We start from the raw sequence: 12,045 nt of genomic DNA, 5'->3' as shown, positions 1-12,045 counted from the left end.
ATCTTCCTTTCACGCCATCTTGAGTGTAGCAGTCCTGTCACGCTCCGCGATTCAGCGTAACCGTGGGGTGCTGACGGAAACCTCGCTATTCTGTGCGCGATGGCGCAACAGGTGGTCCACCAGCGTCAACGCCATCATCGCTTCGGCAATCGGCGTCGCACGAATGCCGACGCAGGGGTCATGACGTCCCTTGGTCACCACCTCTACCGGATTGCCGTCCACATCGATGGAGCGTCCTGGAATGGTGATGCTCGAGGTCGGCTTGAGCGCGAGATGAGCGATCAAGGTCTGACCACTGGAAATCCCCCCCAGCACACCGCCCGCATGATTGGACAGGAAGCCTTCCGGGGTCATCTCGTCGCGATGCTCACTGCCACGCTGTGACACGCTGGCAAAGCCATCACCGATTTCTACGCCCTTCACCGCATTGATGCTCATCAAGCCGTGGGCCAGGTCAGCGTCGAGACGGTCGAACACCGGCTCGCCCAGGCCAGGCGGCAGGCCTTCCGCGGTCACGGTGATCTTGGCACCGACCGAGTCCTGATCACGACGCAGCTGGTCCATGTAGGCCTCGAGCTCCGGCACGCGCTCCGGGTCAGGGCAGAAGAACGGATTGTCGTTTACCGAGGCCCAGTCGCGAAATTCGATGGCCAGCTCACCCAGCTGACTCATGTAGCCCCTCACCACAATGCCCTGACTGGCCAGGTACTTCTTGGCAATCGCGCCAGCAGCGACGCGCATCGCGGTCTCGCGGGCGCTGGAGCGACCGCCACCGCGATAGTCGCGCACGCCGTACTTGTGGTGATAGGTGTAGTCCGCGTGGGCGGGCCGGAACTGATCCTTGATCTTGGAGTAGTCCTTCGAGCGCTGATCGGTATTCTCGATCAACAGACCGATCGATGTGCCGGTGGTCTTGCCCTCGAACACGCCGGACAGGATCTTGACCTGGTCCGGCTCGCGCCGCTGGGTGGTGTGACGGGACGTGCCGGGACGCCGGCGGTCGAGGTCCGCCTGCAGGTCGGCTTCACTCAGCTCGATGCCAGGAGGACAACCATCGACGATGGCGCCCAGCGCGATCCCGTGGCTCTCGCCGAAGGTGGTGACGGTAAACAGTTTGCCGAAGGTATTGCCGGACATGGGCGCTCCTCTGTGTGTATCGCGAAAGTGTTAGGCGAACTCAGGCAAAGGACGCCGCATGGGCGTCGAGTTCATCGGCGGTCAAGGCAAACACGCCCTGACCGCCGCGCTCGAAGTCGAGCCACAGGAACGGCACCTCGGGGAAGGCCGCTTCAAGGTGATGGTCAGAATTACCCACCTCGACAATCAGCACGCCCTGGTCCGTCAGGTGTGCTCTCGCCTCGCGCAGGATGCGCCGGACGATATCCAGCCCGTCGCTGCCGGCACCCAGTGCCAGCGCAGGTTCATGGCGAAACTCTTCAGGCATGGTGGTCAGGTCCCGCAGATCCACATAGGGCGGATTCGATACGATCAGGTCGTAGCGCTGCCCCTCCAGGCCATCGAAGACATCGCTTTGCACCGCGCGCACCCGACGCCCTACATCATGGCGATTGATGTTCGCCCGCGCCACGGCCAAGGCATCCTGGCTGATATCCGACAGATCGACCTCTGCAGTGGGCAGATATTCGGCACTGGCGATACCGATGCAACCAGAGCCGGTACACAGGTCCAGAATGCGTCGCGGCGGCTCTTCCGGGAACCACGCCTGGTAGCCGCTCTCGATCAGTTCAGCGATGGGCGAGCGCGGAATCAGCACGCGTTCATCCACGGCAAAGGTCAGCCCGGCGAAAAATGCCTCGCCCAGCAGATAGGGCAGCGGCCGGCGATCGGTAATACGCGCGCGGACCAATGCGACGATGCGCTCACGCTCCATCGGCAGCAAGCGGGCCTCCTGCACGCTGGGATCAACGTCCCAGGGTAGATGCAGCGCGCCCAGCACCAGCGCTACCGCCTCATCCCAGGCGCTATCGGTGCCGTGGCTGTAGGTCAATCCGGCCAGATGAAACTCGCTGGTGGCCCAGCGCAGGCAGTCGCGCAGGGTGATCAGACCATCGGCAAGTTCGCCGTCGGCGAGCACCAGCGTGGAGGAAGCGTCGCGCCCTTGGGCAGGAAGGCGCGTGGATGAGGGGGCAGAAGAAGAATCAGCCAAGGGGGAATCCTGTCGAGCGGGTTCGCGATGGGGCTATCCGGCCTTGCAGCACGCGCTGCAACAGGCAATCGGCGTAGCGAAATGGACTGTCCGGCATTGTATCCGCGCCAGCGGTTCACTGCCACGACGAGCGCGGTATACTGACCGCCCCATTCACGCACTCGAGGCCCCGATGAGCCACCGCCAGCCACCGCCCGACGACGACATCAACGCGTTTCGCCAGGCCCTGGAACAGGCGGGAGTCCGTCGCATCCGGCACAATCGCGCTGATACCGGCAAGCCGCGCACCACATCGCATCCACAGCGGGACCAGGCCGCCGCCGCGAGACGCGCGGCCGCGGTCAGTGCCGGGGATGACGTGGCGACGGGGCGCACCTCCGACGGTCGGGTAGAGCCGGTACGTCCTTCCGAGTATCTCGATTTCGCATTGCCTGACCTGCCCTACCGGACGCGCAGCCAGCTGAAGCGCGGATTGATCCAGTGGGAGGGTGGGCTCGACCTGCACGGCTACAGCCTGGAAGAAGCCCGGGCTGAACTTGAGAGCTTTCTGCGCGATTCCGTCGCCAGCGGCCATCGCTGCGTGATTGTCGTCCATGGCAAGGCCTGGGGCGCCACCGCGGATTACCCGGTGATCAAGAGCCACGTCAATGCCTGGCTCAGGGAGTGGCCAAGCGTGCTGGCATTCTGCTCCGCCACCGATGCAGAGGGCGGCACCGGCGCGGTGTACGTGCTCCTGCGCAGACGTGGCCACACCCCGTAGGAAAACGCCGCATAAATTGCTGCGCTCGACATCTCGACGGCTGGCGGTACTCAAGATCCTCATTTAACCGCTCGTAAACTCCGGACTTTCCGTTCCGGCAGTAGCCGACCTGCCATTGCTCGCTACATTTCTGCGGCGCTTCCTTAGGGGCACACCGCATCACTGCCTGCGCTGGCGATCCGCCATCACGTAGTCGCCAGTGATGCGCTTAGCGACGCACCTCGGCATGCTCCACCAGGCCACAGGTCTCGATACGATCCAGCGCCTGGCAGGTCAGGTGGCGTCCCAGCCGAATCAGGTCTCTGGCCCGGTGGAACTCAAACGACCCACACACCGTCTTGGGCACCTCCACCAGAATATCGGGCGGGTATCCCGCTTCCTTGTAGCGCGCCAGGGCCGCCTGGGTGATATCGAATGAGGTGAGGATGGTGGCCAGGCGTCCCCAGTCCTTGGGACCCAGCGCCGCCGTGCCCCGCTCGGCGCGATCCGCCTCGGCCTCGGTATTGGCGCTGTCCAGCAGCCGACGTACCAGCGGCGTCCCTTTCGCCTCGTGTCTTCGATCCCCCTTGCGTCGTTCGTCCTTCGAGGGGGAAGACGCAGGGGATGCCGACCCATCGCGTGACTCGTCACAGCTGGGACAATGGGTCGGCAACAGTTCTTCCAGGGTGACCAGCTGCGGACTGTTGGCCGTGACGTTGACGGCCATTACCAGGTCCGCGTGTACCGAGACATTGGAAATGATCGGCAAGGGATTCAGCAGGCCGCCATCCACCAGCAGGCGTGGCCCGTCCTCCACCGGGGTAAACACCCCCGGGATGGCAATGGAGGCGCGGATAGCCTTCAGCAACGAACCGCGCTGAAACCATACCTCGCGCTGGCGCACCAGGTCGGTGGCCACCGCAGTGAACGGTATCGGCAGATCCTCAATGGCCACATCACCGATGAAGGACTCGATCTTGCTCATGACCTTCTTGCCCTGCATGGCGCCCATGGAAGTGAACGACATGTCGAGCAGTCGCAGCACCCCGAATGAGCCCAGCTCCTCCACCCACTGCCGATAGTCCTCCAGCTTGCCCGCGGCATAGATGCCGCCGATCAGAGCGCCCATGGAACACCCCGAGATAGCGACGATCTCGTACTCGCGCGCGGCCAGCTCCTGCAGAACACCGATGTGGGCGTAGCCTCTGGCTCCGCCGCTGCCCAGGGTCAGAGCGATGCGCTTGCCGGGCAAGCCCGGCGGACAGTCGTGGCGATAGGTCGTCATGGCGTGGCCCTCCTGCCGCTTGATGTCGGCGGGTCGTCCCCGAGTCCACGGCAAGGTCGAGGGCTGGGCAATGACCGTCCTGCCGACGCACGATGATCTGACAGGCTCTGGCGAATACGGCTGCCTCGAACCTGTCTATCAGATTAGTCCACCCCTGCGTGGAAACACTTACACCGCTGATCACGGCGTAGCCGCTTCGAGGCCGGCATCTGGTACGAGCGCCTGACATCCCACGCCATGCCCATGCCGGAGCTTGTTGGGCTGCAGGGCTACTGGGTCAGCTAGGCTGAAGCGGCAGGCGCCCCCGGGCCGCTAGTCAAGGCGTTGACGATGGTGTCTGCCACCGCCTGCACATGGCTGGGCGACGCATGCAGATGATGCCCGCCCTCAAGCACGTGCCGTGTCAGCTGGCGAACCCGTGCCCGCGCCGCAATGCCGCGGGGGCTGTCGCCGAGGATACCGTCGCGTCCCTCGATCAGCAGTACCTCGCAGGCAATAGCATCGAGCAGGTGGGCGACCTGCTCGTCGGTCAGCCTGACGGGAGAGGGTCGCAGCAAGCGTGGATCAGTGCGCAGCTGCAGCTGCCCATCGTCCGCTGGTGCCAGATTGCGCGCCACAATGTCACGAACCGTCTCGGCATCCACGGGCGTCGCACCACCGACGACACGTGCCTCCACCGCGCTGTCGAGATCCGCATAGCGGGGGGAGCGGGACCGCCGGCGACGGTGCGCCTTGAGCGACCGTCCGAGTTGCTGGGCGGTCTCTTGCGGTGCGGTCGTGAGAGCCCCCAGGCCGTCGATCAATACCAGGCGTTCGACCCGCTCGGGCAACGCAGCGGCCAGCAGACAGGCGACCCCAGCCCCCAGCGAATGCGCCAGCAGCGGTGCGCGCTCCAGCCCCAGATCGTCCATGGCGTCCAGCAGGTCATGGCAGTAATCCCAGATGGCGTAATCGAGATTCCCGGCCAGTGGCCGTGACAACCCGTGGCCCGCCATATCGATGGCCACGATGCGTATGCCAAGGCGACGTGCCAGCAGCGGCGCGAGACGACTGAAGCTGGCCGCGTTGTCGAGCCACCCGTGCAGCGCCAGCCAGGTGGGCGCCCCCTCTTCCCCCCAGACCAGCGCAGCCAAACGCCCTTCAGCCAGGCGCCTTTCAGCGAAGCCCAGAGCAGCGCCTGTCGGGGTCATGGCGGTTGCCGTCGTCGGAATCCGGGTCATTTACGCGCCCCCTCTGGTGCCAGCAGGCGATAGATCATGGACAGCAAGGCCTCTCGCGTCGCATCCGGCTGCTCCATGGGGAACATATGCGTCCCCGGCACCGTCTCCAGCACGATACCGCGGCGGCTCAGCCGCCTGCAGCGCGACGGCGTCAGCAGATCCGACGACGCTCCCGCCAACACTCCGATAGGCACCGACACCTCGCGGGGCAGACGATCCAGGTGGTGAGGAAGGTGACGAAATATCTCGACCTCGATATCCGGGTCGTAGCTCAGTACGGCACTACCGTCTTCCAGTACCGTCGTGCCGGCCTCGATATAGTCGTCCAGGGCTTCCGGCGTAAAGGCCCGAAACAGCCCCTTGCGCCGCAGTTGTGCACGCATGGCATCGCGGCTTTCCCAGCGCGCGCGCCGCCCTTTGCTCTTGCCCGCCGGGGTCACCCGATCCACCATGCCCAGCCATTTGCTGAGGCGCATGGCCATTGCGTCCAACCCCAGCATCAGCGGCGGGTCGAGCATCACCACTGCCTGGAACCGCTCAGGAGCCTGGCGCGCTGCCATGGCGGTGATGACGCCGCCCATGGAATGCCCCACGCCGATAAAGGGGCCCGGCAGATCACGCGTACTGTCCAGATATTCGTCGCGCAAGGCCAGCCAGTTGTGACCGACAGGAAAGTCAGGATGATGCCCCAGCCGGTCCAGTGGCTGGATGTCAAAACGCTCCTTCAGTGGAGCCAACAGACTGCGATAGCTGCCCCCGGGAAACCCGTTGGCGTGGGCAAACAGCAAGGTCGGGCGGTGTGACTCGGTCATTGTCCTTCGCTCATCATCATAGGGGCAGCGGCAATCCGGCCGCCGGTAGCGTCAGCAGGCTAACGAGTTTACCCTATGGCGAGTCAGCGCCGTGCTCAAGTGGCTTGCCGGCAGTGGGACGTAGGCCTTCGGTCGCCACCGTGGTGTCTTGTCCTCTTAGCACCTGTCTCATGGCAACCACCGGCGCTTCTGACGCATCGTCATTCGCTTTCATCAGCCAGGTATTCCACGTGTCCTCCAAGCCCCGTCGTGATACGCGTCAGCGCAACCGCATTTTCTTCCTCACCGTCGCCATCGCAGTGATCATTGGGCTTTGGCTGGCCCGGTAACTCATCGGTGACGACACCAGAAGCCCGCATGCCAGTCTCATTGCAATGGGCTGCAATCGTCAGACTATCCGCAGGGCGGCTGCGGCCCCGCTCACTTCAGCATGTCTGCCAAACGAGCACGCAGGCGATCGCGGGCAAAATCCACGAAGCTACGCACCTTCGCTGGCGCACGCCGGCCCTCGACATGCACCAGATGAATCGGCCAAGGAGCGGGCTCGTGATCCTGCAGCACCACGCGCAGACGGCCCGAAGCCAGCTCATCCGCGATCTGATACGACAGCACACGCGTCAGCCCCCAGCCGCGACACGCTGCCTCAATCCCCGCAGCCACGCTACTCAGACGTAGCCGAGGACTTATCCTCACGGTGTCCTTTTCGTCACGTCCAAAGCGCCATTCGACGATTGGACTCAAGGCAGAGACCGCGGCAATGCGATGATCCTTTAGCTCTTGAGGCTTTTGAGGCTCGCCCCAGCGCTCTAGATAATCAGGTGCTGCACAGATCACTCGTCGCACGTCCCCCACCCTGACTGCGACCAGTTCTGATGACGGAAGAGGACCGATACGTAGTGCCACATCAAAGCCCTCTTCCACCATGTTGACCACTCGGTCGAGCATCACGACATCCACTGACACATCCGGATAGGCGTCGAGAAAGTCCACCAGCATGGGCGTCATATATCGCCGGCCGAACTCATTGGGACAGGTGAGTCGCAACTCGCCGAGCGGACGAATGGCCGCGCCGGAAGCAGCATCGTCAGCGGCCTGCAGCTGCGCCAGCACGTGACGGGCATCCTCCAGATAGGCGCGACCTACTTCTGTCAATCGCACTCTACGTGTGGTGCGGATCAGTAACCGCGTACCTAGACGAGCCTCAAGGGCATTCACCCCTCGCGTCACCGAGGGCGCACTCATGCCAAGTCGGCGAGCGGCTTCCGCGAAGCTCTCGGCTTCTGCCACCGCAATGAAGACCTTTAGGCTTTGCAGCCGATCCATTCGCGGATTACCTCCATTTCATAAAATAATGCCTTTCTTTTTTTCCATATTAATTCATTAAACGAAGAGAGATAAGCTCATCAAGCAGTGAGGCCCGCCACAGTGGCCGTCCAATGCTCGTCATTACCGAGGCTTAAGCTCACACTTCCACAGCAGGCACCCATCATGTCGCACCCCATCACCCTATACCGCACGCCAAAGTCTGGTCACTGCCACCGGGTAGAGCTAATGCTCTCTTTGCTCGGGTTGCCCTATCGGACAGTCGATCTTGATATGGCCAATCGCGCGCACAAAGCACCCGAATTCCTGGCGATCAGCCCCTTCGGTCTCGTCCCGGCCATCGACGACAACGGCTATACACTCTCGGACAGCAACGCCATTCTCGTTTATCTGGTCAAGAACTATGCAGCGGACAGCGACTGGCTTCCCGCCTCACCCAAGGACGCGGCCGAAGTGCAGCGTTGGCTGACCATTGCTGCCGACAACCTGTTTGCAGGCCCCTGCGCCGCTCGCCTCGTCAAGGTATTCGATGTCCCGCTGGATCACTCGGCAGCAGTAGAAAAGGCTCACGACCTGCTAGGTATCCTGGACACTCACCTATCCACTCGAGCATGGCTCGCCACTGGGCGACCGACGCTCGCAGACGTAGCGCTCTTCAGCTATATCGCCCATGCCCCAGAAGGCGGCGTCGACTTGAGGCCTTATCCGAGCGTGCATACGTGGCTGCAGCGCGTGCGCGCACTGCCTGGCTTCGTGGCCATGGCATCGTCACCGGTGGTGGCGCCAGAGCCGCGCCCGGCCTAACCGTCATATTTCAGAGCTCATCGACGACCCAAAATACAGTTCCATCAATCAGTTCCCCTCCAAGATCCTGCGAGGATATCCATGACGCAAGTGCCCACCACTCCCTTTCATCAGGGCGAACGCGAGGCCCAGCATCGTGCGGGTGTCGGCGACGTTGCCAGTTGGGCAGGCGGTTTTATTCGAGACTTTCTGCCCGACCAGCATCGAGATTTCCACACTGCTCTGCCCTTTCTGGTCATGGCAGGTAGCGACCTGAACGGTCGTACCTGGGTCACTGTGCTGGAGGGGGCCGACGGATTTCTGCACTCTCCCACGCCCTATCAGCTGAGCCTCCGTACCGAGCCAGAGCCGAGTGATCCGCTAGCCGAGCGCTTATTCTCAGGCGGTGACGTGGGAGTGCTGGGCATCGATCTCGCCAGCCGACGCAGGAATCGCTTCAACGGGCGAATTTCACGGTCCTCCGATGGCTACGTCATCGACGTTCAGCAGTCCTTTGGCAACTGCCCCCAGTACATTCAACAGCGCACACTATCGCGTACCCAAGCCGACGCGCCGGGCACGCTCAAGCGCTTCAGCCAGCTGACACGCGACCACATTCACTGGATTGAACGCGCCGACACGATGTTTATGGGGTCTGGCCATCACGATCACTCCGAAGCACGTCACAACGGCTTCGACGCTTCGCATCGTGGGGGCGCGCCGGGCTTCGTCAAGGTAGAGAGCGAGCAAGAGCTGGTCATTCCGGACTATGCGGGTAACAACTTCTTCAACACCATCGGCAATCTGCTCAAGGATCCACGGGTGGGTCTGGTCTTCGTGGACTTCAACCAAGGCAGCCTGCTGCACATCAGTGGCACCGCACGAATCGACTGGAGCCCGGAGGCGTCCTCCGACCCACAAGCCAGGCGATTTATACACGTCACTATCGAACGCATACTGGAACGCCGCCATGTGCTGTCACTTCGCTGGCAGCGAGATCTTCAACACACACGAGACCTCACGATCAAGCGCAAGGTACGCGAGAGCAAGGACGTCACCTCCTTCTACCTCGCACCTGTCGACGAACATCCCCTGGTACCGGCCACCGCAGGCCAGCACCTCAACGTGGACATGCAGATTCCAGGACAGCTTGACACCACCTCGCGTAGCTACTCGCTGTCAGGTGATCCTGCCGATAGCCAACACTACCGTCTCAGTATCAAGCGCGAGGCCTACGGCCTGGTATCACGCTACCTGCACGACATCCTTGGCGAAGGAGCAATCATCAAGGCAGGCAGGCCCTCCGGCGACTTCGTGTTGCCTGACAAAGAGACACCGGTGGCATTGATCAGTGCGGGTATTGGTCTCACCCCTATGGTCGCCATGCTTCACGCAGCGGCCAGACAAGGACGCCCCGCCTGGTACCTTCACGGAGCTCGCCGAGGCAATCAACATCCCCTGCGCCAGGAAGTCAACGAACTGGTGGCTCGTCATGCCCACTTACACCAGCGCATCTTCTACAGTCAGCCGGCCCCGGAAGATCGCCTCGGACATGACTTCCACGTTGCTGGACGCCTCAGCGCCGCTGCCGTGCTCGAGACCGCTGGTCATCCCGAAACACACTATCTTGTGTGCGGCCCCTCTGCTTTCGTAGCGAACTTGACCGATGATCTCATCAGCTACGGCGTCCCCGCCGCTCGCCTCCATAGCGAGTCCTTTTAACCTCTCAGGGTGCTTGGTGTAGCGGGGGCTCGCCTCCCTCTCGCTTCCCTCTCGCCTCCCCCTCTCCTCCATCTCGCGCTAAACACCACACTAAGCATCGCGCTATTCGACTTTGTCCCCTCATGTGTACTTCGACCGTCTCGGCCCTGCTTCGCAACCTCTTTTTGTTATGTTATAACTTTGCACCCACAGCTTGGGCGCGACGAGCTGTGGTAGCTCGAATCCACACCGTGGCGTCAACGCCTGGCGGTCGGTACGGATGATCAGCCAGTGATCACGACGCAAGCCAAGCCAACGCGTGCTGCCAACACACCGTGATTCACCCCTATCGCTGGAGAACACCGCGATGTCGTCTCCTGAAGAGACCCGTCTTCTGGCCATGTCGGACGACGACTACATGAATGAAGAGCAGCTCGCATTTTTCCGCCAGCGGCTGCTGTCGGAGAGGGCCCAGATAGAGGCCCACCTGAGGGAAATACGGACCAATATGGCGTCCCACGAGCGGGATAGCGACGAACTTGACCAGGCCGCCTTTGAAGAGGAGCTGAGGCTGCAGCTGCGTCAGGCCGATCGCGAAACCCGCCTGATCGCCAATATCGACTCAGCCATTCGTCGGATCGATGCCGGAGACTACGGCTACTGCATCGAAACCGGCGAACCCATAGGCATCCCCAGGCTGCTGCTGCGCCCTACCGCCAAGCTGACCCTTGAGGCCAAGGAACGCCAGGAGCAACGGGAACACCACTATCGCAAGATGCGAGGAGAAAGCGCATGACCCCCTCAGCCGCCCCCCTTCCGGTGACCGTTCTGTCCGGCTTTCTCGGCGCCGGCAAGACCACCCTGCTCAACCATATCCTGGCCAATCGCGAAGGACGCCGAGTGGCGGTCATCGTCAATGACATGAGTGAGGTCAATATCGACGCGGCCCTGGTCAGGGGTGCACCAGACCAGGCAGGCGAGGTCACTCTCAACCGGGCCGAAGAACAGCTGGTCGAGATGAGCAACGGCTGCATCTGCTGCACGCTGCGCGAGGATCTGCTGATCGAAGTACGACGACTGGCCGAGGAAGGGCGCTTCGACACGCTGGTGATCGAGTCCACCGGCATTTCCGAACCACTTCCCGTCGCCGAAACGTTCACCTTCGCCGACGAGCAAGGTCGTAGCCTGTCCGACGTCGCCCGCCTGGATACTCTGGTGACCGTGGTCGATGGCGCCAACTTCCTCAGCCAGTATCGCGAGGCCCAATCCCTGGCAGAGGCCGGGGAAAGCCTGGGAGAAGACGACGAGCGCAATGTGGCCGACCTGCTGGTCGACCAGATCGAATTCTGCGATGTGCTGCTGATCAGCAAGACTGACCTTCTTAGCCAGACCGAACTTGAAGAGCTGACGAGCGTGCTGCGCGCCCTCAACCCCGAGGCCGAATTGCTGCCCATCGCCCATGGCAAGGTGTCCCTTAACAAGGTGCTGGATACCGGGCGCTTCAGCTTCGAGCGGGCCCAGCAAGCGCCGGGATGGCTCAAGGAACTGCGCGGTGAGCACGTGCCAGAGACCGAGGAATACGGCATCTCCAGCTTTGCCTACCACGCACGACGTCCTTTCCATCCACAGCGCTTCTTCGAGCTGCTGCACAGCAACTGGTTTGGCGGCAAGCTATTGCGCTCCAAGGGGTTCTTCTGGCTGGCCACGCGGCCGACCTTTGCCGGCCAGTGGAGCCAGGCTGGGGGTATCGCCCACTACGGCTTTGCCGGCATGTTCTGGAAGGCGATCCCTGAGATCAACTGGCCCGAAGACCCCGACTATCGCGCCTCCATCATGGAACGCTGGGAAGAGCCCTTCGGCGACATGCGACAGGAGCTGGTCTTCATCGGCCAGAACCTCGACGAAGCGCGTATCCGCCAAGCGCTGGATGACTGCCTGATCAGCGAGTCATTGCTGCTGGAGGGCAAGGACGCCTGGGCAACGCTGCCCGACCCCTTCCCCGCCTGGAAGTAAAC

The 12,045-nt window shown here is 62.5% G+C and carries 12 protein-coding genes; 5 read left to right on the top strand and 7 right to left on the bottom strand.

Going from position 1 to position 12,045, the window contains the following annotated elements; translation table 11 throughout:
* Nucleotides 1-51 precede the first annotated feature (51 nt).
* Together aroC and prmB are read right to left on the bottom strand one after the other, a co-directional pair.
* Complete coding sequence (aroC, locus tag KUV72_RS02315) at nt 52-1,137, bottom strand: chorismate synthase (RefSeq protein ID WP_206943033.1); 1,086 nt, start codon at nt 1,135-1,137, stop codon at nt 52-54.
* Nucleotides 1,138-1,177: 40 nt separating this feature from the next.
* Entirely contained in the window at nt 1,178-2,167 is a 990-nt protein-coding gene (gene prmB, locus KUV72_RS02310) for a 50S ribosomal protein L3 N(5)-glutamine methyltransferase (RefSeq protein ID WP_206943034.1), read from the bottom strand.
* A gap of 172 nt (nt 2,168-2,339) precedes the next feature.
* On the opposite strand from prmB, the gene KUV72_RS02305 reads away from it, so the two are divergent.
* Entirely contained in the window at nt 2,340-2,927 is a 588-nt protein-coding gene (locus KUV72_RS02305; protein ID WP_206943035.1) for a Smr/MutS family protein, read from the top strand.
* A gap of 208 nt (nt 2,928-3,135) precedes the next feature.
* On the opposite strand, the gene KUV72_RS02300 is transcribed toward KUV72_RS02305, so the two are convergent.
* The 5 genes from KUV72_RS02300 to KUV72_RS02280 all read right to left on the bottom strand — a co-directional run bounded on the left by KUV72_RS02300 (nt 3,136) and on the right by KUV72_RS02280 (nt 7,546).
* On the bottom strand, nt 3,136-4,191 hold the full coding sequence (locus KUV72_RS02300) for a patatin-like phospholipase family protein (protein WP_222237300.1): 1,056 nt from the start codon (nt 4,189-4,191) through the stop codon (nt 3,136-3,138).
* Nucleotides 4,192-4,472: 281 nt separating this feature from the next.
* Nucleotides 4,473-5,381 (bottom strand): alpha/beta fold hydrolase, encoded by a 909-nt coding sequence (locus KUV72_RS02295; protein WP_222237469.1) that lies wholly within the window; start codon nt 5,379-5,381, stop codon nt 4,473-4,475.
* Between the two features lie 26 nt (nt 5,382-5,407).
* A complete protein-coding gene (locus KUV72_RS02290) occupies nt 5,408-6,223 on the bottom strand; it encodes an alpha/beta fold hydrolase (RefSeq protein ID WP_222237299.1) in 816 nt (271 codons plus the stop codon).
* A 200-nt stretch (nt 6,224-6,423) separates the two neighbouring features.
* Nucleotides 6,424-6,582, bottom strand: a complete 159-nt coding sequence (locus tag KUV72_RS02285) for a hypothetical protein (RefSeq protein WP_222237298.1) — start codon at nt 6,580-6,582, stop codon at nt 6,424-6,426.
* A 61-nt stretch (nt 6,583-6,643) separates the two neighbouring features.
* A complete protein-coding gene (locus KUV72_RS02280; RefSeq protein ID WP_222237297.1) occupies nt 6,644-7,546 on the bottom strand; it encodes a LysR family transcriptional regulator in 903 nt (300 codons plus the stop codon).
* A 165-nt stretch (nt 7,547-7,711) separates the two neighbouring features.
* On the opposite strand from KUV72_RS02280, the gene KUV72_RS02275 reads away from it, so the two are divergent.
* The 4 genes from KUV72_RS02275 (at nt 7,712) to zigA (ending at nt 12,043) form a co-directional block, all read left to right on the top strand.
* Nucleotides 7,712-8,350, top strand: a complete 639-nt coding sequence (locus KUV72_RS02275; RefSeq protein ID WP_222237296.1) for a glutathione S-transferase family protein — start codon at nt 7,712-7,714, stop codon at nt 8,348-8,350.
* A gap of 81 nt (nt 8,351-8,431) precedes the next feature.
* The gene (locus KUV72_RS02270; RefSeq protein WP_222237295.1) at nt 8,432-10,051 is read left to right on the top strand and encodes a pyridoxamine 5'-phosphate oxidase family protein; all 1,620 of its coding nucleotides are present in this window, start codon (nt 8,432-8,434) and stop codon (nt 10,049-10,051) included.
* A gap of 346 nt (nt 10,052-10,397) precedes the next feature.
* Complete coding sequence (locus KUV72_RS02265) at nt 10,398-10,826, top strand: TraR/DksA family transcriptional regulator (RefSeq protein WP_206943045.1); 429 nt, start codon at nt 10,398-10,400, stop codon at nt 10,824-10,826.
* On the top strand, nt 10,823-12,043 hold the full coding sequence (gene zigA / locus KUV72_RS02260; RefSeq protein ID WP_222237294.1) for a zinc metallochaperone GTPase ZigA: 1,221 nt from the start codon (nt 10,823-10,825) through the stop codon (nt 12,041-12,043). The genes KUV72_RS02265 and zigA overlap by 4 nt, the downstream gene beginning before the upstream one ends.
* Nucleotides 12,044-12,045 lie beyond the last annotated feature (2 nt).

The organism is Halomonas sp. DP4Y7-1, from assembly GCF_019800705.1.
Classification (GTDB): domain Bacteria; phylum Pseudomonadota; class Gammaproteobacteria; order Pseudomonadales; family Halomonadaceae; genus Halomonas; species Halomonas litopenaei_A.
The sequence above is the reverse complement of the archived record's forward strand: the minus strand, read 5'-3'. Positions and strand labels throughout refer to the sequence as shown.

Bases quoted from the DNA above. Each gene is read 5' to 3' on its own strand.
- KUV72_RS02285 (WP_222237298.1), bottom strand. From the start codon at position 6,582: ATGCGGGCTTCTGGTGTCGTCACCGATGAGTTACCGGGCCAGCCAAAG.
- KUV72_RS02270 (WP_222237295.1), top strand. From the start codon at position 8,432: ATGACGCAAGTGCCCACCACTCCCTTTCATCAGGGCGAACGCGAGGCC.
- KUV72_RS02280 (WP_222237297.1), bottom strand. From the start codon at position 7,546: ATGGATCGGCTGCAAAGCCTAAAGGTCTTCATTGCGGTGGCAGAAGCC.
- KUV72_RS02290 (WP_222237299.1), bottom strand. From the start codon at position 6,223: ATGACCGAGTCACACCGCCCGACCTTGCTGTTTGCCCACGCCAACGGG.
- KUV72_RS02275 (WP_222237296.1), top strand. From the start codon at position 7,712: ATGTCGCACCCCATCACCCTATACCGCACGCCAAAGTCTGGTCACTGC.
- KUV72_RS02305 (WP_206943035.1), top strand. From the start codon at position 2,340: ATGAGCCACCGCCAGCCACCGCCCGACGACGACATCAACGCGTTTCGC.
- KUV72_RS02265 (WP_206943045.1), top strand. From the start codon at position 10,398: ATGTCGTCTCCTGAAGAGACCCGTCTTCTGGCCATGTCGGACGACGAC.
- KUV72_RS02300 (WP_222237300.1), bottom strand. From the start codon at position 4,191: ATGACGACCTATCGCCACGACTGTCCGCCGGGCTTGCCCGGCAAGCGC.
- aroC (WP_206943033.1), bottom strand. From the start codon at position 1,137: ATGTCCGGCAATACCTTCGGCAAACTGTTTACCGTCACCACCTTCGGC.
- KUV72_RS02295 (WP_222237469.1), bottom strand. From the start codon at position 5,381: ATGACCCCGACAGGCGCTGCTCTGGGCTTCGCTGAAAGGCGCCTGGCT.
- zigA (WP_222237294.1), top strand. From the start codon at position 10,823: ATGACCCCCTCAGCCGCCCCCCTTCCGGTGACCGTTCTGTCCGGCTTT.